Origin of the sequence: Streptomyces sp. NPDC018693, assembly GCF_044391385.1 — a bacterium.
Taxonomy (GTDB): domain Bacteria; phylum Actinomycetota; class Actinomycetes; order Streptomycetales; family Streptomycetaceae; genus Streptomyces.
In genome coordinates this window covers 94,021-116,057 of record NZ_JBIRZZ010000013.1, presented here as the reverse complement: position 1 = coordinate 116,057, position 22,037 = coordinate 94,021, and the positions used below count along the sequence as shown (strand labels likewise).

Below are 22,037 nucleotides of genomic sequence, written 5' to 3'. Positions count from 1 at the left end.
GCCCGCCGAACGGCGGACCCGGTACCGAGGCGCGCACGCGCGCGCCTCGCACGCGCGCGCGTCTGGCGCCGAGTCCGGGTGCCGCAGCGGAGGCTCCCACCAGCACCACCGGACGGCACGCCCCACGCAAGGGCCGGCAACCACCCCGCACGCGCCGCCAGGCGGCCGGTCCACATGCGGAGCGCGGGTCACCACCTCGGGCACCAGCGCCGCCGGCATCAGGCCGCGCCGAACATCAGGCCCCACACCAGAGCACGGGCCGGCAGCTACCCCGCACGCGCCGTCAGGTGGGGGGTCCGCATGCGGAAGGGTCGGCGCGTCGCACGCGCGTGCCGCCAGGCGGCGAAGCCGCATGCCGGAGGGCAGGTTGCCACCTCGGGAAGCGACGCCGCTGGGGCGGCAGGCCCGGCACCCAGGCATGGGCTGGCGCGCTTGGCACCCGTGAGCGGTGGGCCGGGGAGCGGTCAGGCCCCGACGAGCGGTGAGCCGGAGGGGGCCCGCAGCGGCTGGGCGAGCTCTGTGAGGGCGCGCTCCAGGCCGTGCAGGTGAGCGAGAGGGCCGTGCAGGTGGGCAGAGGCCGGATCGGCGGCGGACCCGGAGGCCGGCAACACGGACGCCACATCCAGCCCAGCCCCGGTCTGCGGCCCAACCTCGGCCCCCGTCCCAGTCTGTGACCCAACCGCAGTCTCCGTGCCGACCTCGGCCCCAGCCCCAGCCTCGGCCGCGACCCCGGCCTGCCCCGCAACCCCCACCTGCGTCGCAGCCCCGATTCCCGTCCCAGCCTTGGCCGCGACCCCGGCCTGCGCCACAACCCCTACCTGCGTCACAGCCCCGATTCCCGTCCCAGCCTTCGCCTCAGCTCCGGCCTTCGCCGCGGCCTCCGCCAAGGGCTGCGAAGCCCCGGCCTTCAGCACGCCGTGTGCCCCGGTTTCGCTCTCGGCACCAGCCTTCACCAGGCCCCCTGCCCCGGACTCCACGTCAGCACCAGCCCTCGCCACGCCCGCGACCTCGATGTGCACCGCGGCCCCGGCGTCCGCCACTCCCGCCCCAGCCTCAGCCCCGGTGTTTGCGGCCACCCCCGCCCTGGCCTCAGCCCCGGCCTCCCCCTCCACCAGCGCCTCCACAGCCCCGTGCACCCGCCAGCACGCCGCCGCCAGGCGGGCGTCGTGGGATGCCTCGGGGTCGGCGGCGATGGTGACGAGGCCGCGGATCTCGTGGGCGCAGGCGTCGAGGAGGGTGAGGACCTGGGCGGCGCGGCGCTTGCGGCCGCGCATCGGGTTGAGGGGGTGGACGAGGGGGGCCACGGCGAGCCGTACCCGGCCGAGGAGCTGTTCGAGTTCGGCGACCCGGGCGGCGGGGGCGGCACTGTCGTCACCCGCGAGGCGCGCGGCGGCTTCCGCCGTGCACGCGTGGACGCAGCGCAGGGCGCGACGGATCCAGGCGTCGGTGATCGTGTGGGTGGTGACCGGCAGGACGAAGAGCACCGCGAGGACCGCGCCCACCGCCCCGACCCCGGTCTCCGCGAGCCGCAGCGCCAGCAGGCCCGGAGTGAGGACGCCGAGGAGGCCGTAGAGGAGTTCGGCGAGGAGGGTGACCCAGAGCATCATCCAGGTGTAGGAGACGGCGGCCGTATAGAAGATCCCGAAGACGCACACGGCGACGAGCACGGCCGTGGGCACCGCGGAGCCCGCCACGGGGACCGCGAGGAGCAGGCCGAGGCCGATGCCGATCACCGTGCCGAGCACCCGGCGGAAGCCGCGGACCAGCGTCTCGCCCCGCGAGGTCGTGTTGACGAAGATCCACCAGGTGGCGCCGACGGCCCAGTACCAGCGCTCTCCGGACAGCAGCTGGCCCACGACCAGCGCGAAGCCCGCACCCACGGTCGCCTGGACGGCCTGGCGGGTGGTGACCCGGTCGAGTCCGGTGCCGCCCGGCGGGGCGGGTACGGCGGCCGGGGGCAGCCCGCGCTCGTAGCACCACACCCCGAAGCGCACCGCCGCCGCGCTCAGCAGGGACAGCAGGACGGCCGCGTACAGCTCGGGCAGCTGACCGCGGGTCGCCTGCAGGAACTGCGCGACGAAGAACATCATGAACGCGAACACGCCGAGGCTGTGTCCGCGCGGCCCCCAGCGACGGGCGTACACGCCCGCGCCGATGACGGCGAGGAAGGTGAGGTCCCGCAGGACGGGCTGGTCGTGCAGCACGGCCGCCGCCCCGAGCACCGGCAGACCGACGGCGGGCAGCAGCGCGGTGGTGACGGCCTGCCCGCGGACGGTGGCGTCGGTGACGGTGAACAGGGCGAGCAGCGCGGCGAGGCCGCCGGTCACGGCGCCGACGAGGGAGTGACCGGCGAGGCCGCAGACGACGACCGCCAGGCCGATGCCGAGCAAGGCCCGCGCGGCGAAGCGCAGCCGCGCCCGCCCCGGGTCCGGGGCCATGAACACCGTCTTCAGCACTGCTTACCGCCCCCTGATCGACATCGGATGGACACCGGCATGAAAAAGGCGCCGCGGGATCCGCAGCGCCATCGACGACCCCATGACAGCATCCGACCCGCCACCGGCTCAAGTGAGCCCTCGACCACTGGGCCATTGGCCCATCGGTGCGGCCCGAGCGTGCTCCACCGCCGGGCCAACGGACCACGACGCCCGGTTCTTCCGGATCGCACCCCGCTGAGCCATTGGTACAGTCGACGAAGATCATGTACGCAGCAAGGAGGCCGGGCACCATGGCCGTGGACGAACTCGACACCCGCATCCTGAGGCTGCTGCTGGAGCAGCCCCGCACGAGCATCCGCGAGTACGCCCGCATCCTCGGCATCGCCCGCGGCACCCTCCAGGCCCGCCTGGACCGCCTCGAACGCGACGGCGTGATCACCGGCACGGGCCCCTCCCTCTCCCCCGCCGCCCTGGGCCACCCGGTGCTCGCCTTCGTGCACATCGAGGTCACCCAGGGCCACCTCGACGACGTGGGCGACGCGCTGGCCACCGTACCGGAGATCGTGGAGGCGTTCTCCATCACCGGCGGCGGCGACCTGCTCACCCGGGTCGTGGCCCGCGACAACGCCCATCTGGAGGACGTCATCCAGAAGCTGATCAGCCTCCCGGGCGTCGTCCGCACCCGCACGGAGGTCGCCCTGCGGGAGCGCGTACAGCACCGCCTGCTGCCCCTGGTGGAGTCGATCGGCCGCACGGCCAGGAAATGACGGCCGTCGAAAATGGCCGAGCGCGGGGTCACCGTCGAGCAGAGGACCGAGTTCCCGCGGGAGCACGGGACCACGCTCACCGTGCGCGGGCCGGCCTCCGCGTTCGCGCTGAAGCTGCGGGTGCCGTCGGGGGCCGTCGCCGGGTTCCGGGTGACGGTCAACGGGCGTGCGGTGAGCGGGACTCCGGCGCCGGGGAGCTACCTCACGGTGTCGCGGACCTGGCGGGACGGGGACACCGTGCGGGTGTCCATGCCGTTCCGGCTGCGGGTGGAGTAGCCGATCGACGACCCGTCGCTTCAGACGCTCTTCTACGGGCCCGTCAATCTGGTCGGGCGCGACTCGGCCACGTCGTACCTGCGGTTGGGGCTGTACCGGAACGCGGCGCTGTCCGGGGATAAGGGGACCGAGAATCCCACGCACGCCTACGTACGGCGCTCGGAGCCCCGTGTTGTCTTCGGCAACACCGACTCCGGTGTCGCCAACCCCGCGAAGGCGGACGGGACGACGCTGCTCGACGAGGTGTGGGCGGGGGACCGTTCGCCGGGAAGGGTGCGCTGGTGGCACGGGTGCGGTCCGTGGTCGACGCGTGGGTGGCGGCCGGGGGTCGCTGACGCCGACGGACGGGGAGACGGTGGCCCGCACCGCTCAGGCCGCGCAGTTCGCGCCCTGAGCGCGGACGCGGGCCTGAGCGCGGACGCGGGCCTGAGCGCGGACGCGGGCCTGAGCACGGACGCGGGCCTGAGCGCGGACGCGGGCCTGAGCGCGGACGCGGGCCTGAGCGCGGACGCGGGCCTGAGCGCGGACGCGGGCCTGAGCGCGGACGCGGGCGCGGCGCAGGGCGCGCGCCCGCTACGGTGCAGGTCCGCTACGGGTGCAGGTCCGCCTCGCCCACGACGCGGATGCCGGCCTCCTCGCCGGGGCGGACTGCCAGGGGGCCCGCGACGCGGATGCCGACCGGGGTGGGATGGCCGTCGACGGTCATGGTGACCATGGCGTCGTGACCGTAGTACGCGACATCGCTCACGGTGCCCCGGACCGAGCCGTCGGCGTCCGCGTCGGTGAGCAGGAGCTGTTCCGGACGGAGCAGGACCGTGCCGGACCGCAGGCCGTCGGACGGCGCGGCCAGGGCGACGGCGCCCAGGGCCGTCACCGCCGTGCCGTCCGTGCCGACCTTGCCCGGCAGCAGCACGGCGTCACCGACGAAGCCGGCGATCCAGGGGTCCGCGGGGCGCCGGTACAGGTCCTGCGGCGTGGCGCACTGGGCGACCCGGCCGTCCCGTACGACGGCGACCAGGTCGGCGGTGGACAGGGCCTCCTGCTGGTCGTGGGTGACCAGCACGGCGGTCGCGCCGGTCGCCCGCAGTGCCGCCCGGACGTCCGCCCGCACTCCGGCCCGCAGGGCGCTGTCCAGGGCGTTGAACGGCTCGTCGAGCAGGACGAGCTGAGGGCGGGGGGCGAGGGCGCGGGCCAGGGCGACGCGCTGCTGCTGACCACCGGACAGCTCGTGCGGCATGCGGTCGCCGTATCCGGCGAGGCCGACCAGCTCCAGCATCTCCTCGGTGCGGCCGCGCCGTTCGGCCCGGTCGACGCCGGTCAGGCCGAAGGCGACGTTGCGGGCCACGCTCAGGTGCGGGAAGAGGGCGCCCTCCTGGGGCACGATGCCGATGCGGCGCCGCTCGGGCGGGAGGTGGACACCGGGTCCGCCGAGTATCCGGTCGCCGAGGCGGACGGTGCCCGCGTCGGCGCGCAGGAATCCGGCGACGATCCTCAGCGTGGTGGTCTTGCCGCAGCCTGAGGGGCCGAGGAGGGCGGCCAGCGCACCGGCCGGAACGGTGAGGTCGAGGCCGCGCAGCACCGGCTCGCCGGCTCCGGCCGCGTAGGACTTGGTGAGTCCTTCGACGTGCAGTTCGTTCATGTCCGGTGCCTGCCTAGGAGGTACGAGGGGATGGCCGCCAGCAGGATCAGCGCGGCGGCGTAGGGCGCGGCGGCCGCGAAGGAGCCGGCGCCGGTCTCCGTCCACAGCCGGGTGGCGAGCGTGTCCATGCCGGTGGGGCGCAGGAGCAGGGTCGCCGGCAGTTCCTTCATGCAGACCACGAAGGTGAGCGCGGCCCCGGCGGCCACGCCGGGTGCGGCCAGCGGCACGGTGACGTCCCGCAGAACCTGCCAGGGCCGTCGGCCCAGCGACCGGGCGACGTCCTCCAGGACGGGCGGGGACTGGAGCACGGCGGCCCGGGTGGCGGCCACCGCGACCGGCAGGAAGAGCACGGCGTACGCGCAGACCAGCAGCGGGAGTTCCTGGTAGAGCGGGTAGGCGTAGCGCACGGCGAAGAAGACCAGGGCGAGCGCGACCGTGATGCCGGGCAGCGCGTGCCCGGCGTACGCCGCCTGCTCCAGCAGCCGGGCGCCACGCCCCCGGTGGCGCGCGGCGATCACTCCGACCGGCAGGGCGAGGAGCGTGGTGAGTCCGGCGCCGGCCGCGGCGACGCCGAGCGTCGTCCAGGCCGTGGCCGCGAGTCCGCCCAGGTCCCAGGTGGCCGAGGTGCCGACGGCCAGCCAGTATCCGAGGGTGCCCAGCGGGAAGGCCACGGCCACGGCCGTCACCGCGCCGCACCACAGCAGGGCGAGCGGACGCCACCGGCCGAGGGCGACCGCGGTGGCCGGGCGGGCGGTGCCCGTGCCGGTCCTGGCGTGGCCGGCCCGGCCGCGGGTGCGTGCCTCGCCGGCGACCAGCGCGATCGTCATCACCACCAGCACCACGCTGAGCGCGGCCGCCGGGGTCCGGTCGAAGGAGGCGCGGTACGAGGTGTGGATGGCCCGGGTGAAGGTGTCGTACCGCATCAGGGACACCGCGCCGAAGTCGGAGAGCACGTACAGGGCGACCAGCAGCGCCCCGCCCGCGGCGGCCGGCCGCAGCTGGGGCAGGGTGACGCGCAGGAACGTCCGCAGCGGGCCGTGCCCGAGGGAGCGTGCGGCCTCCTCCTGCGCCGGGTCGATGCCGCGCAGGGCGGCGGCGACCGGCAGGTGGACGTACGGGAAGCTGACCAGGGTGAGGGCGAGGGCGGCGCCGCCGAAGCCGGCGAGGCCCGGTTCGGCCGAGAGCCAGGCGAACGCGGCGACGTAGCTGGGCACGGCGAGCGGCAGCGTGGCCAGCACCGACCAGGCGCGGGCTCCGGGCAGCGCGGTGCGCACGGTCAGCCAGGCCAGCGAGACGCCGAGCACCAGGCAGGCCGCGACGACCACGGCGGTCAGCCCGAGGCTGCGGCCGAGGAGGTCGAGGGTGCGCTCGTCGGCGACGACGTCCCAGGCGAAGGCCGGGCCTCGTTCCAGGGCGCGGACGGCGAGGTAGCCGAGCGGCAGCAGGGCGAAGAGGGCGGCGACGCAGGCGGGCAGGAGCAGGACCAGGGGCGGTCTGCGGCCGGGGCCACGGCCCGTTCCCTGGTCGCGCCGGCGCCCGGCCGGGGCGACAGCTCCGGCCGGGCGCGCGGCGGACGGTGAGGTAGGCACGACGGTCAGACCAGCCCGACGTCCTGGAGCATGGCCAGCGTCTCCTGGAGCGACTCCAGCTTGCCGAGGTCGATGTCGGGGGCCTGCAGGGAGTCCAGCGGCGGCAGATCCTCGACGCTGCTGGTGACGCCCGCGGCCAGCGGGTACTCCTTGGTCTCGTCGGCGAAGTAGGTCTGGGCCTGCTTCGACAGCAGGAAGTCCACGGCCTTGCGGGCGGTTTCGCTCTGCCCGCCGTCCTTGAGGACGCCGGCTCCGGCCACGTTGATCAGTGCGCCGGGGTCCTTGCCGGGCAGGAAGTGCAGCTTGGCGTTGACCTTGTCGGCGCCCTTCTCGGCGACCCGCTCGTACCAGTAGTAGTGGTTGACCAGGCCCAGGGAGACCTCGCCGGACTCGACGGCGTCCAGCGTGGCGAGGTTGTGGGCGTAGGTCTTGCCGTTCGCCTTCAGGCCCTTGAGCCACTCACGGGTGGCGTCGTCGCCCTTGAGGACGCGCATGCCGGTCACGAACGCCTGGAAGGAGGCGTTGGTGGGCGCGAAGCCGACCTTGCCCTTCCACTCCGGCTCGACGACGTCGAGCACACTGTCCGGCACCTGGTCCGCGCCGACCTTGTCCGGGTTGTAGGCGATGACGCGGACCCGCCCCGAGAGGCCGATCCAGTCCCCGTCGGAGCCGCGGTACGCCTTGTCGACCTTGTCGAGCGTGGCCTCGGGCAGCTTCTCCAGCATGCCCTCCTTGGACAGGGCGCCCAGCGCGCCGGCGTCCTGGGAGAAGAACAGCCCCGCCTTGGTGCGGTCGCCCTCCTCCAGGATCTGAGCGGCGAGTTCGGCGCTGTCGCCGTAGCGCACCTCGACCTTGGCGCCGACGGCCTTCTCCAGCTCGTCGAGCAGGGGCTTGACCAGCTTCTCGTTGCGGCCGGAGTAGATGACGAGCGAGGAAGAGCCTCCGCCCTCGCTCCCGCCGTCCTTCTTGTCGTCGGAGCCGCACGCCGCGAGGGCGGGCAGCATCAGTCCGGCCGCGACCAGCGCGGTGGTACGGCGAACCGAGGGGCGTTGCATGCTGTGTGCCTTCCCGCGTCTGTGACGTTCCTGTGGCTTGTTTACGACCATGCTATGAATAAGGTAATCCTTACCTAAACGTCAAGCGTTTGTGCTATCGGCTGACATGCCGTGGAAAGGGCCCGCCTGTGCTCCACCCCTTCGAGCCCCTCGTGTCCCCTTCCCGGGTCTCCCCCGCTCCTGCTCCGGGTGTGCCCTTCGCGCGCGGGCTCGCCGCGTACGGCGACCGTGTCGCGCTCGTCACACCGGAGGGCGAGCTGTCGTACCGGGAGCTGGCCGAGCGGGTCGCCGTCACCGCCGCGCGTCTCGGCCCCGGGCGGCGGCTGGTGCTGCTGGCCGGCGCCAACCGGGCCGACGCGCTGGTCACCCACCTGGCCGCCCTGTCCGCCGGTCACCCCGTCCTGCTGGTCCCCGGCGACAACGACGGCACGATCCGCTCGCTGACGCGGGCGTACGCCCCCGACGTCGTGGCCCGCCCGGACGCCGACGGCACGTGGACCCTCGACGAACGGCACCCGGGCAGCGCCCACACCCTCCACCCGGACCTGGCCCTGCTGCTGAGCACCTCCGGCTCGACCGGATCGCCCAAGCTGGTGCGGCTCTCCCGCGAGAACCTCCAGGCCAACGCCGAGTCCATCGCCACGTACCTCGGCATCGACGACACCGACCGGGCGGCCACCACCCTGCCCATGCACTACTGCTACGGACTGTCCGTCATCCACAGCCACCTGCTGCGCGGCGCCGGGCTCGTCCTCACCGAGCGGTCGGTGTCCGACGCGGCCTTCTGGGAGGAGTTCCGCGCCGCCCGCGGCACCTCGCTGGCCGGGGTTCCGTACACCTTCGACCTGCTCGACCGGGTCGGCTTCGCGCGGATGGAGCTGCCGCATCTGCGCCGCGTCACCCAGGCCGGCGGCCGGCTCGCTCCGGACCGCGTCAGCCGCTACGCCGAGCTGGGGCGGCGCCGGGGCTGGCAGTTGTTCGTGATGTACGGGCAGACCGAGGCCACAGCCCGGATGGCCTACCTGCCGCCGGAGCTCGCCGCCGAGCGCCCCGAGGCCGTCGGGGTGCCGATACCCGGCGGTTCCTTCCGGCTGCGGCCGGTCGACGGCCATGAGCCGGGCGTCGGTGAACTGGTCTACTCGGGGCCGAACGTGATGCTCGGTTACGCCGAGAGCCCCGCCGACCTCGCCCTCGGCCGCACCGTGACGGACCTGCACACCGGGGACCTCGCCCGGCGCGCGCCCGACGGGCTGTACGAGATCGTGGGCCGCCGCAGCCGCTTCGCGAAGATCCTCGGGCTGCGGATCGATCCGCAGCGCGTGGAGAGCCTGCTGGCGGAGCACGGGGTCACCGCGTACTGCGCGGCGGACGGCGAGGCGCTGGCGGTGGCGGCGCTCGGAAACACCAGTGCTCTCGGGAACACCAGTGCGCTCGGGAACACCGGTGCGCTCGGGAACACCGGTGAGGAGGCACGGATCCGGCGGTTGGTGATGGGCGAGTGCGGTCTGCCGGCCCGCGCCGTGCGGGTCGGGGTCCTCGACGTGCTGCCGCATCTGTCCACGGGCAAGCCGGACTACGCGGCCGTACGACGACTCGCGCGCGCCGCGGAAGCCGCGACGCCCGGCCCCGGCGACGATCTGTGTCTCCTCTACGCGGAGATCCTCGGCCACCCGGACGTCACCGAGGACAGCAGCTTCGTCGGTCTGGGCGGCGACTCACTGTGCTACGTGGAGTTGTCCCTGCGCCTGGAGGAGACGCTGGGCCACCTGCCCGCCGACTGGCACACGACGACGATCCGCGAACTGCGTGCCGTGCCGGGAGAAGCTGCCGCGCCGGAGCAGCCGCGCCGGGCGCGGACCACGACGGGGCTCCGCGGAGCGCTGCGCTCCTGGACGGCCCCGGAGTCCTGGCGGACCCGCCGCACCCTGGAGACCGGCATCGCCCTGCGCGCCGTCGGGATCGTCCTCATCGTCGGCTCGCACATCCATGTCTTCTACCTCCCGGGCTTCGCCCACATCCTCCTCGGCGTCGCGGGCTACAACTTCGCCCGCTTCCAGCTGACCTCCGCGGGACGCCGGGAGCGCGTACGGCGTCTGGGGCGCAGCATCGCCCGCATCGCGGTGCCGAGCATGCTGTGGATCAGCGGTGCGGTGGTCCTGACCGACTGGTACGACCCGGCGAACGCTCTGCTGCTCAACAGCCTGGTCTCCCAGGGCACCGACCGCTTCGAGTGGTCCTACTGGTTCGTGGAGGCCCTGGTCTACTTCCTGGTCGTCCTCGCCGCCGTGATGTCCGTACCGCTGCTGGACCGGCTGGAGCGACGGTACGCGTTCGGGGTGCCGCTGGTGTTGGTGGCCGTCGCTCTGGTCGGCCGCTACGACCTGCTCGGTCTGGCGTCCGCCCGGCCGCATCTGAGTCCGACCGTGGTCTTCTGGCTGTTCGCGGTCGGGTGGGCGGCCGCTCGGGCCCGGTCGGTGTGGCAACGGGCGCTGCTCACGGGGGTGCTGCTGCTGTCCGTACCCGGGCTCTTCCAGAACCAGCCGCTCCGTGAGGCCACGGTGATCGCCGGGCTGGCGCTGCTGATCTGGGTCCCCTCGCTGCCGAGCCTCGGTCCGCTCAACGCGCTCGCGGGCGTCCTGGCGAGCAGTTCGCTCTACATCTATCTGACGCACTTCCAGGTCTACCCGTACCTCCAGCGGGACTTCCCGCTGACCGCCCTGTTCGCCTCCCTCGCGGTCGGTGTCGGCTACGCGACGGTCGTGACCCGGCTGTCGAGGAAGGTGGCGTGGCTGTGAGGGTGCCCCTCGTGCCCCTCGTGCCCGTCGTACCCGTCGTCAGGAGCGGCGGCGGGGCTTCCTGCCGCCCTGCCGGCCGCCGCCGCTCTTCGAACCGCTCCCGGCCTTGGCACCGCCGGTGCGGCGCGGCTGCTTCTTCTCCCGGGCCGGAGGCGTCTGGGGGGCCGGCTTGGTGCGGCCCCTCGTGCTGTTGACGGTGCGGCCCCGGACGATGCCGATGAAGTCGTCGACCTCGTCGGTGGTCGCGTCCTCCGGCCAGGAGAGGGCGACCGTCGACTGGCGGGCGTCGGTGACCGGGCGGTAGGTGAGGTCGCGGCGGTGGTGGAGACGGGCCAGGGACTGGGGGACGTAGAGGACGCCTATGCCCGCGGCGACCAGTTCGATCGCGTCGGCCGTCGTGGCGGGGCGTTCGAAGGCGGGCTCGCCGGGCGGGGTGCCGTCCCAGCCGAGGACGTCGTCCAGCGGGTGGAGGACGACCTCGTCGGAGAGGTCGTCGAGGGTGACCTCCTCGGCGGCGGTGACCAGGTGGTCCTTGGGGACCACGACGACGGTCGTCTCGGTGTAGAGGGGGATCGCGCTGAACACCTTACGGTCGACCGGGAGGCGGACCAGGCCCGCGTCGGCCGAGCGGGCGCCCAGGAAGTCCTCGGCCTGCGCGGCGGTGATCTGGAGGAGGGTGAGGGGGGTGTCCGGGTGGCGCTCGTTCCAGACGCGCACCCACTTGGCGGGCATCACTCCGGGGACGTGGGCGAGCCGGAACGTGGGGGAATCCGCCGAGTCAGTCACCCCGCCAGGTTACCGGCTGTGGTCGGAGGGCTCGGCCGCGGCCGATAGTCTGGACAGCATGAAGTCGCACCAGAGCGCCCAGACGATGAAGCCCGCCACCGCGGCGAAGAAGCTGGGCGTGTACCTCCCCGCCACCCCCGCCGAGTTCCAGGAGGGTGTCGTCTCACGCGCCGAGCTCAACGAGCTGCAGGCGAACCCGCCGGAGTGGCTGCGGGAGCTGCGACGCAACGGCCCGCACCCGCGTCCGGTGGTCGCGGCCAAGCTCGGTGTGTCCATCGCGGGGCTGGCCCGCGGCGGGGTGACCGAGGCGCTGACCACCGAGCGGATCGAGGCACTCAAGAGCGAGATGCCCGAGTGGCTGGTGAAGGAGCGCGCCACACAGGCCGAGGTGCGCAAGGAGGCGTCCCGCCTGAAGCAGCGCGACGCGGAGCGGGCGCAGCAGGCAGGCGAGTAGCCACCCCTAACCACGCACCAGCCGCCGGACGGCGGCGGGATCGCTGACGGCGACGCCCCTGCGGGGGCGGCGCCGTCGCACCTGTGGCCCCGCCACCTCCGACGACGGCAAGATCACCGTCCGCCTCGTACGCTGTCGACGCCGACGGGCCGTACGACAGCGTCCTGAAGGCCGGCCTGCCTGGCCGCGTCGAGGCCGTCACGGTGACCGCCGCCGGGGAATCCGACGACCTGGCCCCTTCCACCCCGGCGTCGGCCAGGTACGACGAACCGAAGTCGGCCCCGCGGGAGTCATCAGCGCGGCAGACCCGAGAACCATCCCGCGCGCGGGTGATTTCGGTCTTCCGGACCGGCCGGTCGGCCCGCTCGCCGTCTCACCTGCGCGGTGCCAGGATGCTCAGCGCGTTGGACGCGACGACGGCGCTGACGGCGGCCCAGTCGAGGAGGCCGAGGGTCTGTCCGAGGCCGATCCAGCCGACCAGTGCGGCGAGGACCGGGTTGACACTCATGAAGAGTCCGAAGGCGGCGGGCGGCACCCGGCGCAGGGTGAAGAGGTCGGCGAGGTAGGGCACCGCCGAGGACAGCACTCCGGCGGCGACGGCACAGCCGAGCGCCGGTGCGGTGGGCGGGGTGCGGACCGCGAGGACGATCCCGATCGGCAGGAAGAGCAGCGCGGACACGGCGGCGGCCGCGGCGGACCCCTGGGCACCGGGTATGCGCCGGCCGACGGTGCGGTTGAGCAGGATGTACGACGCCCAGCAGGCGGCGGCGAGCAGCCCGAGCCCCATGCCGAGGTAGTCGGTCGAGGGCTGAGGGCGCATCAGGGTCACGGCGCCCGCCGCGGCGACCACGGCACAGCAGGCGTCGACCCGGCGGCGGGCGGCGGCCAGGGCGAGGGCGAGCGGGCCGAGGAACTCCAGGGTCACCGCGAGGCCCAGGCCGATGCGGTCGATGGCCGTGTAGAGGGACAGGTTCATGGTGCCGAACACGACGGCGAGCAGCAGGACGGGGCCCCACTGCCGCCGGGTGAAGGAGCGCAGCCGGGGGCGGCCGACGGCCAGCAGGACGAGCGCGGCGACGTACTGGCGCACCGCGACGACGCCGACGGGGCCGAGCACGGGGAAGGCGAGGGAGCCGATCGCGGCGCCGGTCTGGTTGGACAGGCCGCTGCCGACCATGGTGGCCACGCCGGCGAGGCGGCCCGCGCCGGGCCGGGACGAGGGGACGGGGAACGTCGGAGGGGCGGCGGCAGGGGCCCCTGCGGGGGCGGACGCGGCAGGCATAGCGGGATGGTCCTCCGGGCGCGCCCTTGCGCAAAATGCATTCCGCATCCGATCTATACGATGAGCGTATGGATGAGGGTGTGGGTGCTGCGGGTGTGGAGCTGCGCCAGCTGAGGTGTCTCGTCGCGATCCTCGACGAGGGCGGCTTCACCGACGCGGCCGCGGCCCTCGGCGTCTCGCAGGCGGCCGTGTCCCGGACGCTCGCCTCGCTGGAGCGGGCCCTGGGCGTACGGCTGCTGCGGCGCACGTCGCGGGTGGTGACGCCGACGGCGACGGGGCTGCGGGTGGCCGCGCACGCCCGCCGGGTGCTCGGCGAGGTGGACACGCTGGTACGGGAGGCCACCTCGGGCCACCCCCGGCTGCGGATCGGGTACGCCTGGGCGGCTCTCGGCCGGCACACCCTGGCCTTCCAGCGGCAGTGGGCGGCGCAGCACCCGGAGACGGAGCTGCAGCTCGTCCGGGTGAACGCGATCACGGCGGGGCTGGCGGAGGGCGCCTGCGACATCGCGGTGGTGCGCCGACCACCGCCCGACCGGCGGTTCGACTCGGCCATCGTGGGCCTGGAGCGCCGCCTGTGCGCCCTGGCGGCCGACGATCCGCTGGCCCGGCGCCGCTCGGTGCGGCTGGCCGACCTGAGCGGTCGCACACTGCTCGTGGACCGCCGTACCGGTACCACCACGCCCGAGCTGTGGCCGCCGGACGCCCGGCCGGCCACCGAGGAGACGCACGACGTCGACGACTGGCTCACGGTGATCGCCACCGGCCGCAGCGTCGGCATGACCGCCGAGTCGACCGCGAACCAGTATCCGCGGCCCGGGATCGTCTACCGGCCGGTGCGCGACGCGGAGCCGGTCGCCGTCCGGATGGCGTGGTGGCGGGACGACCCGCACCCCGCCACACAGGCCGTGATGGAGCTGGTGGCGGCTCTCTACCGAGGTCAGTGACACCCGGGAGTCGCACTGAGGGCCCCGGCATGGCTACGATCTGGCCAGGTTCACCAAGAGGGTGTTTCGAGGCTGTTGGGGGTCGGGATGGTTACGGGTCGTGTGGTGCGCTTCGACAGCGCGCGAGGTTACGGGTTCATCACGCCCGATGACGGCGGGGAGGATGTCTTCCTGCACGTGAACGACATGCTGATGCCGGAGTCGCAGGTGCGGCGGGGTGTCGCGGTGGAGTTCGAGATCGAGGACGGCGAACGCGGTCCGAAGGCGTCGGGCGTGCGGCTCGCACGCGGGGCGGACGGAAAGCCGCTCACCCCGGACGACGATGTGCTGTGCGACGTACTGAGCACGGAGGAGTTCACGCGGGACGTCACGGAGGCACTGCTGACGGCGGCGCCTTCGCTGACCGCCGAGCAGATCCTGCAGGTCCGCGCCGGGCTGGCGCAGTTCGCCAAGCACCACGGCTGGGTCGAGGGCTGACCCGGCGCGCTCCCCTGGCCGTCAGCCGGTGCGGCCGACGGTCAGGGGTGCCGGGCGGTACGCGACGTACGCCGCGCCGTCCAGGCCGAGGGCCGTGGCCGCCCGCTGCAGGGCGGCCGGGGTGGCGGTGCCGTCCCAGCGGCCGGTGTCCACGCGGTGTTCGACGGCGTGCAGGGCGGCCACCGTCTCGGCGGTGGTGATGTTGCAGTGGCCCACCCGCTCGACGTACGCCTGCCGCAGCAGCGCGCCGTCGCCCGCCGCGCGCACCCGGTCGGCGAAGCGCCGCTCGTGTTCCACGGGGACGAGGTCGTCGGCGACGGTGTGCACGTTCAGCAGCGGTACGGCGAGCCCCTGCCCGGCGGACGAGGTGCGCTCGGCGGTGTGCACGGCGGCCGGGTCGGCGGTGATGTCGGCGCCTTCGGTCAGCTTCCTGAGATCCGCGCGCAGGTCGAGGCCGGCCGCGCGGTAGAGCGCCCGCACCTGCGGGGCGTGCGCGGAGCCGGCGAGCAGACGGGCGTAGTCGACGCCCTGGTTCCAGGAGTTGTTGCCGCCGAGGGACTGCTCGATCGCGTACCGTCCGCCCGCGACGAACGACAGGACGCCCTGCTCGAACCACGCGTACTGCTGCTCCTGCCGCCCCGCCCAGTCGGTCGGTGCGGGCGGGGTCGGACCGGACGACCAGGCGGGCAGGTTGAGGAAGGCCGCGGCCAGGGCGACCCGGGCGCGGCCCCGCGGGGTGGCCTGGGCGGCGGTGACGACGTCCGTGAGCCGCCGGGCGGCGGCGCCGGCCTCGGCGGCGGAGCCGAAGCGGACGAGGTCGGGCGGCTCCTGTCCGTCGTCGAGCAGGAGGCGGGCGATGGTGTACTGCGCGTCCAGTTGGTAGTTGGACAGGTCGGTGGCGCCCGCGACCAGGCCGCACAGGCCGAGGGCACCGTCGATCCGGCCGGCGCCGTCGCGGGCCAGTTGCGCGTTGACGAGACCGCCCATGGACTGGCCGACGGCGAGGGTGCGACGCGGGGTGCCGATCTTCGCGGTGACGGCGTCCAGCGTCTCGAACTGGTCGCGTTCGGCGCTCTCCAGGGCCCACATCGAGCCGTTCGGGTCGTACGACGATCCGGCGAGCGCGTAGCCCTGGTCGAGGAGTTCGGTGCGGACGGCCTCGGAGGGGGCGTTGCCGGCGACGGTCGGGCCGAAGCCGTGGCTGAACAGGACCAGGGTGCCGTTCCAGTCGGCGGGCACATCGGCGATCCAGGTGGCGCCGTCGGCGAGGGTGCCGGTGAGGCGGGCGGGTGTCGCGGTGTCCGCCCGCGCGGGCGAGGCGAGTAATGCGGCGGACAGCGTCAGGGCGAGGGCGGCCAGGGCGATCCGGGGGCGGGTGGGAGCGCGCATGTCGTCGTCGGCTCCTGTCTCGGGGGTGGGGGTGATGGAGCGTGAAAATACGAAAGACCAGTGCGCCGACGGTACTTGACGACCCGGAGTCCAGGGCAGTTTTCTCTGCGGCGGCCCCGGACGGGACGCAGCATCCTCGAACCGCTCGCCACCGAGGGCAGCGCGCCCGTGCAGGTCCGCGTAGCCGGTGAGCCCCGCCCCGGCGGGCGTTGTCAGTGGCCTGCCCTACAGTTCCCGTGACTTGATCAATGCGGTGCGGGAGGCACGTATGGGGTGGGTGTCGGCCGGTGACTACGAAGTCGCCCTGGACGGCGGGAAGGTGGTATGCCGCAACACGGCGGGGCGACGGCTGAAGTCCGTACCCGCCAAACTCGCGGACGACCCGGCGGTGGTGGGTCTGCGGCAGCTCGCCGAGTGGCTGGAGCGGCACGAACGGCAGTGCCTGGCCGACGTGGAGCGCTGGATGGTGCGCTCGCTGACGGTGCCGCTCGCCGTCGTCACGCGCGTGTGGCCGGATCCGGCCTGGCAGTCCGCTCTGCGTGACCTGGTCGTCACCGGACCCGACGGCGAGGTGGCCGGATTCCTGCGCGACGCCGACCCCGAGCGCGGCCTCGGCCTGGTGGACCTCGACGGCGACACCGTCCGCATCAGCCCCGACCTGGTGCGGCTGCCGCACCCGGTGCTCCTCGACGACCTGGAGGAACTGCGGGAGTTCGCCGTCGAACTCGGCGTCGAGCAGCGCGCCCAGCAGCTGTTCCGCGAGGTGTGGCACCGGCCGGCCGCGCTCGACGCCGAGGCCACCGAGGTCGACGAGTTCGCGGGCGGCACGTACAAGCAACTGCGGTTCCTGCACGGCCGGGCCGCCCAGCTCGGCCACCGGGTGCGCGGCGGCCACTCCGTCTGCGCCGTCCTGGAGGAGGGCCGCACCGTCGAGGCCCGCGTGTGGATCGGCGACTACGACGGCTACGACGACGCGGAGACCGGCCCCCTGGTGTTCACCGACACCGCCGGCCGGGTGCTGAGGCTGGGTCAGGTCGGGCCGGTGGCCTGGTCGGAGGGCATGCGCATGGCGGCCGCGCTGTACGCCGGGCGCGACATCGAGGACGAGGAGCGGGCGGCATGAACGCGATGTACGACGAGACCGCCGCGGCCGCGCTGCTCGACGCCGGCGCGGTCCTGCCGCCGGGCAGCACCGCGCGGGAGGACGCCGACACCCTCACCGTCCGCACCTACACCCATCCCGCGCTGGACGACCGTCCGGTCGTACGGCTGGTGCCAGGCACCCTCGGCGAGGCCGAGGACCTCGCCCTGGACTTCCTCGGCCTGGCCCGCGAACCGGAGACGCCCGAGGTGGGGCAGGTGCGCCGCGAGACCCTGGGCTTCCCGGCCTGGGCGCTGGTCCACGACCCGGCGAACGGCCATCACGCGCTGGCCCTGGTGAAGGACGTCGAGCGGCTCGCCCGGCAGGCCAAGTCCCGCCCGGGCACCGCCAAGGAGGGCTTCGAGGCGCTCGGGACCCGGCTCGGCCGGGCCGTGCCGCACTTCCTGCCGACCTTCTACGAGCAGGCCGCGCGCGTCTTCCTGCAGCACGAGAACACCACGTACGCCGCCGCCTTCTTCGGCAAGGCCCGCGAGGCCGAGCGGGTGCACGCCCTCGCCGTCGACGAGGAGCGGCAGCAGGCGGTGTTCCTGGAGTTCGCCTTCGCGGGGGCGCTGACCGTGAAGGCGCTCAAGGAACATGTGAAGGACCTCGCCCGGCGGCTGGAACCGGCCGCGGCCTGGGCGCAGTTCCGGCAGCTGACGGTGGAGCGCTGCGCGGCCGGCATGCCGCCGTACGCCTCGCTGCCGCAGGACGCGCGCGGGCTGATCAAGGCGGCCGGCCTCGACCGGGTCACCGAGGAGTGCGCGCTGGTCGCCGACCTGATCGCGTCCCCGGCGGCGGTGCGGGCCCCGGCCTCCTTCTGGACCGCGTACCGGGCCACGCTGCCCGTCCTCGCCGAGCGGCAGCCGGCCGTCCGGGAGCGGCTGCTGGAGATCATGCCGGCCGGACTGGGCGGCAAGGTGGAGGACGACGAGTTCTGGCTGACGCTGCTCACGGAGTGCGGCGCGGACCGGCTGCTGACCGGCGAGGACGACAGCGGGGTCGACTCCGCCGAGTGGCTGGGGCGTTGGGCCGGCCACCGCAAGCACGGCGGGTCGGTCTCCGGCCGCTCCCCCGCCACGCTCGCGCTGGTCGCGCGGATGGCGCCCCGGCTGCGCGACCGGGGCCGCCCGGTGGACATCTTCAGCGGCCGCTGGCACGCCGGCGCCGACCTCGACCTGCTGGACCTGTGCGCGGCGGAGGGCATCCCGCTGGCCGTGCCGGGCGAGGACGAGAGCGTGCACCTGGCGCTCGACCGCTGGCTGCGGGACGACCGGGACGGGCGGCGCGACCTCACCGCCACCGCGGCCGACCCGCGCCTGCGGCGGCTGCTGTACGACGCCGTCGGCGCGCTGGTCGACCACCGGTCGGCGGGCGCGGTGGCGGAGCCGCTGGCCGACCACCCCGTCCTCGGGGACGTACTGCGCGCCTGGCTGGACGACACGGCGGGCGAACTGCTCCGCGCGGCCGGTCTGCCCGCCGCCCGCGCGGCGCTGGCGCGGCTGCGTCCCTTCCGCCCGGTGGCCGCCCGGGTCAGCCCGCAGGCGGTGGCCCGGATCGCCGGGTACGCGATCGCGCCGCTGCTCGGCCGCACCCTGCGCGCCGGGATCCTCGACGAGCTGGGCTGGCCCGCCCTGGAGGAGGCGGTGGCGCTGCTCGACACCGAGACCCGCGCCGACCGCGACGACACCCTCACCGTCCACGACGCGTGGCCCGCGCTGATCCTCGCCCGTCGGCACAAGGCGGTCGTGGCGGGCCCGGACGGCATCCTGCTGGAGCACGACCTGCGCCTGCCGGTCGAGCTGGACCGCTGGAACCGCCCGCAGTTCCGCTTCGCGGACGGTGAGCTGCTGGTGATGTGGCGGCACGACCGGCACCAGTACGGCTACTGGTCCGCCCGCCCGTCCGAGGTGTTCACCCTGGGCGGCGAGAATCTTCCGCACTGGTACGGCGACGCCGACCACCCCTCGATCCCGCTGACCGGCGGGGGCCGGGCCACCGGCGGCCGCGCCCTGCACGCCGGGGACACCGTCCTGCCGCCGCGCCGCCGGATCCTGGGCGACGGCACCACGCTGTGGCGCCAGGGCAGGCAGGGCCGGCAGCAGGCGTGGCTGGAGTACGACCCGGCCACCGGCACGCACGGGCGTGCCTCGCTGCCCGCCTTCCTGGGGACCGGGATCCGTGAGGACGCCAGGCTGGACCAGGACGCGTGCGAGGTGCTGCCGTTCCAACCCGGCCTGGAGAACAGCCCGTTCGGTACCGACGGCACGGTCCTGGGCCGCTGGGTGCGGGTCGAGGGCGAGGGCGCCGAGCGGCGGACGACCGTGGGCACGCCGGACGGCCGCACGGCGACCCTGCCGACACCGCGCGGCCGCAGTGCGGGCGCGCCGCTCGGTGCGCTGCGGCTGCCGGGCGGCGCCGAACCCGTCGCCGTCCGGGCGCACCGGCAGATCGTCCTGTTCGCCGCCGACGACACCACCACCGCCGGGGAGCTGGGCCGGGTCACCGTGAACGAACGCGGGGGCGAGTTCGCCGCCGGCACCCGCTTCGTCCCGCCGGCCGCCTTCTGGCACGCGCTGCGCCCGCGCGACGAGGAGGGTTCGCGGCTGCTGCGCGCCCTGACCGACGCGCAGGTGGCCGAGGTGCTGCACGCCGGGGCCGAGGCGCTCGCCGAGCGCCGGGAGCGGCTGGCCGCCGCGGGTGGCTCCGTCGCCGAGCAGCTGGCCGTGCCGGGTGAGGACGCGTTCGTACGGGACGCCGTGGCGCGCCTGCTGGCCGGCATCGGCGACGAACGGCTGCTGACGGGTGTCGTCGCACTCGTCCGTGGCGCCCTGAAGGTCGCCGACTCCAGCGCCTCGTTCGCGGCGCCGCCGCCGCAGGAGCCGACGCCGGTGGACCGCCGTCGTGTCGAGGGCATGTTCGCCGACCTCAGCCCGGTCCACGGCGACGACCAGACGCTGCGCGAGGCCGCCGCCGGGCTGGCGCACCAGCACGGCTGGTGGGGTGGCCGGAAGGGATGGACGGCGCTGCGCCAGATCCGCTCGGTGAACCATGTGCTGTCCGGGCGTCCCGCCGACGGCAGACCGCTGCCCGCGCACACCCGGCGCGCCCCGCTGGAGGGCGGCTGGCACACCGAGGAGTTCACGGTCCCCGGGATCGGGCTGGTGTGGCCTCCGGTGCTGTCCGTGCTGCGGCCGCTCGCCTACCGTGCCGCCTCCCCGACCCTGTCCGAGGCGCACCGGGAGGCGCTGGCCCTGCTGTTCGAGGCCGTCGCCGAGGGACCGCTCGCCGTGCACGACGGCACCCTGCGGGAGGTCGTGCTCACCGAGGCGTACGACCGGCAGGAGCGGGCCGGGCAGGTGCTCCGCCAGGGCGACCGCACCGTGGTGGTCCTCGGCTGTGAACGCGTCGACACGGCCCGCGACCGGGCGAGCTGGCTGGCGCTGGACCACGACCCGACCGGTGCGTTCGGCGCCGTCGCCCACTTCACGCTGACCCGGGAGACCCGGTTCGCGTCGGAGTTCCCCGCGGAGCGTCTCGCCGCCGTCGCCCGGCTGGTCCGGGACAAGGGGGCGAGCACCTGGCTTCCCGAGGCCCCGCAGGCGCTCGTGGCCGCGACGGAGGGCGGGCTGGGCCCCGTACAGGCGACGCTGGTGCTCGCAGGGCTGCCGGAGGAGGCGTCCGGGGACGTGCTGGCCCTGATCGGACTGAAGCCGGGTCAGCGGGACCTCGGAAACGGGCTGCTGGCCTCGCTCACCGCGGCGGACCGGGCGGCGCTGGTGGGCGCCCTGCTGCCGCGGGACCCGGCCGACCTGTGGACGTCGGGGCCGGACACGGCGGCCGCCGGCCGGGTGTGGCAGGAGCGCCGGGGCGGGCAGCTGCGCCTGCCCGAGGAGGTCGCCGCCGGTCTCGACCTCAGCCGGGTGCCCACCGCCACCGCCGAGGAGATGCTCAACCCCGCGCGGACACCCTGGCTCACCCGCACCACCGTCCAGCGGCTGGACGGCGAGGGCAACCTCGTCCCCGACGACCCGACCGCGTTGCCCGGCGGCTCCGACCTGACCCACTGCGTGGCCGCCCTGACCACGCTCGCCTACGGCCTCCCTTACGGACACCCCCTGCGGGCCAAGCTGCCGGAGGGCCTGGCCGCGCTGCGCCGCCGGGTCGCCGATCCGGGGCTCCTGCTGGACCTCGGCATCTCGAGGGCGGAGCAGGGCGGCACCACATGCGTCGCCCTGCGCAAGGCGCACGGACTGCCGGCCTCCGGGGGCGCCGGGGCCGACGGGCTGACACGGCTCGGCGAGGCGCTCGTCCTGCGGCCCTGGTACGCCGACGAGGAGGCGGTGCTGGTCCGGCCGGCCGGGCTGACCGGGCCCGACGACGCGGTGTTCGAGCTGGTCGAGGGGCTCGTCGACAGCTGGCGTGGCGGGGGCATGCGTGCCCTGCGCGCGATCCTGGGCGACGACCTCGCCCGCGCGGTCGCGGCCGACAGCGGATCCGAAGGGTCCTCCGGGTACGCCCAGGACCCGACCGTCAGTGTGCCCGCGCTGGTCGCCGAGGTGGCGGGGGCCCACGGCCTGAGCGGGGACGCGGCCGCGCTGTATCTGCAGTTGCTGGCGCTGCCCGACCCCACGGACCGCAACTGCGCCCGCTGGACCGGGTGGAAGCCCGCCCGGCTGAAGAGGGCCCGCGCCGAACTCGCCGCGACCGACCTCGTCGTGGAGGCCAAGCGGCCACGGGCCGGCCGCACCCTCTTCCTGCCCTGCGGCTGGCTCGACCTCAAGTCGCCCGCGCTGCCCGTGGAGATCTGGAAGCGGGGCCTCTACCCGATCGTCGGGTACGCGCGCGCGGTACCACTGGTGCCGGTGCCCGAGTTGTTCACGCGCGCCTGGGAGCGGGTCCGCGCGGGCGACGCGCCGGCGTACGAGGAGCTCACCACACGGGCGACCCGTAAGGGCCGGCGGCGATGAGAACCGACAACGCTCCGTCCGCTTCCCCGTCCCCG

Annotated in this window: 14 protein-coding genes and 1 pseudogene; 8 read left to right on the top strand and 7 right to left on the bottom strand. The window is 74.6% G+C overall.

All coding sequences use genetic code 11. From position 1 onward, the window contains the following. Window positions 1-464 precede the first annotated feature (464 nt). Window positions 465-2,456, bottom strand: a complete 1,992-nt coding sequence (locus ACH5AC_RS29020; protein ID WP_398865145.1) for an FUSC family protein — start codon at window positions 2,454-2,456, stop codon at window positions 465-467. Window positions 2,457-2,728: 272 nt separating this feature from the next. Here ACH5AC_RS29020 and ACH5AC_RS29015 point away from each other — a divergent pair, with 272 nt between their 5' ends. Together ACH5AC_RS29015 and ACH5AC_RS29010 are read left to right on the top strand one after the other, a co-directional pair. Next, window positions 2,729-3,205, top strand: a complete 477-nt coding sequence (locus tag ACH5AC_RS29015) for an Lrp/AsnC family transcriptional regulator (RefSeq protein ID WP_398865144.1) — start codon at window positions 2,729-2,731, stop codon at window positions 3,203-3,205. 15 nt (window positions 3,206-3,220) lie between these two features. Next, window positions 3,221-3,875 (top strand): annotated as a pseudogene (locus tag ACH5AC_RS29010) (glycosylase); the annotation flags it as partial. A gap of 195 nt (window positions 3,876-4,070) precedes the next feature. Here ACH5AC_RS29010 and ACH5AC_RS29005 read toward each other — a convergent pair. The 3 genes from ACH5AC_RS29005 to ACH5AC_RS28995 are packed head-to-tail and all read right to left on the bottom strand — an operon-like array spanning window position 4,071 to window position 7,764. Further along, on the bottom strand, window positions 4,071-5,120 hold the full coding sequence (locus ACH5AC_RS29005) for an ABC transporter ATP-binding protein (protein ID WP_398865143.1): 1,050 nt from the start codon (window positions 5,118-5,120) through the stop codon (window positions 4,071-4,073). Continuing rightward, a complete protein-coding gene (locus ACH5AC_RS29000; protein WP_398865142.1) occupies window positions 5,117-6,709 on the bottom strand; it encodes an ABC transporter permease in 1,593 nt (530 codons plus the stop codon). Before ACH5AC_RS29000 ends, ACH5AC_RS29005 begins: the two co-directional genes overlap by 4 nt. A gap of 5 nt (window positions 6,710-6,714) precedes the next feature. Continuing rightward, on the bottom strand, window positions 6,715-7,764 hold the full coding sequence (locus ACH5AC_RS28995; RefSeq protein ID WP_398865141.1) for an iron ABC transporter substrate-binding protein: 1,050 nt from the start codon (window positions 7,762-7,764) through the stop codon (window positions 6,715-6,717). Window positions 7,765-7,955: 191 nt separating this feature from the next. On the opposite strand from ACH5AC_RS28995, the gene ACH5AC_RS28990 reads away from it, so the two are divergent. Continuing rightward, a complete protein-coding gene (locus ACH5AC_RS28990) occupies window positions 7,956-10,559 on the top strand; it encodes an AMP-binding protein (protein WP_398865140.1) in 2,604 nt (867 codons plus the stop codon). A 39-nt stretch (window positions 10,560-10,598) separates the two neighbouring features. On the opposite strand, the gene ACH5AC_RS28985 is transcribed toward ACH5AC_RS28990, so the two are convergent. Beyond that, window positions 10,599-11,345 carry a LysR family substrate-binding domain-containing protein gene (locus ACH5AC_RS28985; protein WP_398865139.1) on the bottom strand — a complete coding sequence of 249 codons (747 nt, stop codon included), beginning with the start codon at window positions 11,343-11,345 and terminating at the stop codon, window positions 10,599-10,601. Between the two features lie 58 nt (window positions 11,346-11,403). On the opposite strand from ACH5AC_RS28985, the gene ACH5AC_RS28980 reads away from it, so the two are divergent. Beyond that, the gene (locus ACH5AC_RS28980) at window positions 11,404-11,799 is read left to right on the top strand and encodes a DUF5997 family protein (RefSeq protein WP_398865138.1); all 396 of its coding nucleotides are present in this window, start codon (window positions 11,404-11,406) and stop codon (window positions 11,797-11,799) included. Window positions 11,800-12,172: 373 nt separating this feature from the next. Here the strand turns inward: ACH5AC_RS28980 and ACH5AC_RS28975 are convergent, their stop codons facing one another. After that, window positions 12,173-12,985, bottom strand: coding sequence for an EamA family transporter (locus tag ACH5AC_RS28975; RefSeq protein ID WP_398865233.1), 813 nt, complete (start codon window positions 12,983-12,985; stop codon window positions 12,173-12,175). A 164-nt stretch (window positions 12,986-13,149) separates the two neighbouring features. On the opposite strand from ACH5AC_RS28975, the gene ACH5AC_RS28970 reads away from it, so the two are divergent. Together ACH5AC_RS28970 and ACH5AC_RS28965 are read left to right on the top strand one after the other, a co-directional pair. Next, entirely contained in the window at window positions 13,150-14,025 is an 876-nt protein-coding gene (locus tag ACH5AC_RS28970; protein WP_398865137.1) for a LysR family transcriptional regulator, read from the top strand. 87 nt (window positions 14,026-14,112) lie between these two features. Then, entirely contained in the window at window positions 14,113-14,502 is a 390-nt protein-coding gene (locus ACH5AC_RS28965) for a cold-shock protein (protein ID WP_398865136.1), read from the top strand. A 21-nt stretch (window positions 14,503-14,523) separates the two neighbouring features. Here ACH5AC_RS28965 and ACH5AC_RS28960 read toward each other — a convergent pair whose 3' ends face one another. After that, a complete protein-coding gene (locus ACH5AC_RS28960; protein ID WP_398865134.1) occupies window positions 14,524-15,891 on the bottom strand; it encodes an alpha/beta hydrolase in 1,368 nt (455 codons plus the stop codon). A gap of 268 nt (window positions 15,892-16,159) precedes the next feature. On the opposite strand from ACH5AC_RS28960, the gene ACH5AC_RS28955 reads away from it, so the two are divergent. Both ACH5AC_RS28955 and ACH5AC_RS28950 read left to right on the top strand, forming a co-directional pair. Continuing rightward, on the top strand, window positions 16,160-17,014 hold the full coding sequence (locus tag ACH5AC_RS28955) for a DUF4132 domain-containing protein (RefSeq protein WP_398865133.1): 855 nt from the start codon (window positions 16,160-16,162) through the stop codon (window positions 17,012-17,014). Continuing rightward, window positions 17,011-22,002: a hypothetical protein gene (locus ACH5AC_RS28950; protein ID WP_398865132.1), complete on the top strand. Its 4,992-nt coding sequence runs from the start codon at window positions 17,011-17,013 to the stop codon at window positions 22,000-22,002. The genes ACH5AC_RS28955 and ACH5AC_RS28950 overlap by 4 nt, the downstream gene beginning before the upstream one ends. The last annotated feature ends 35 nt before the right edge of the window (window positions 22,003-22,037 follow it).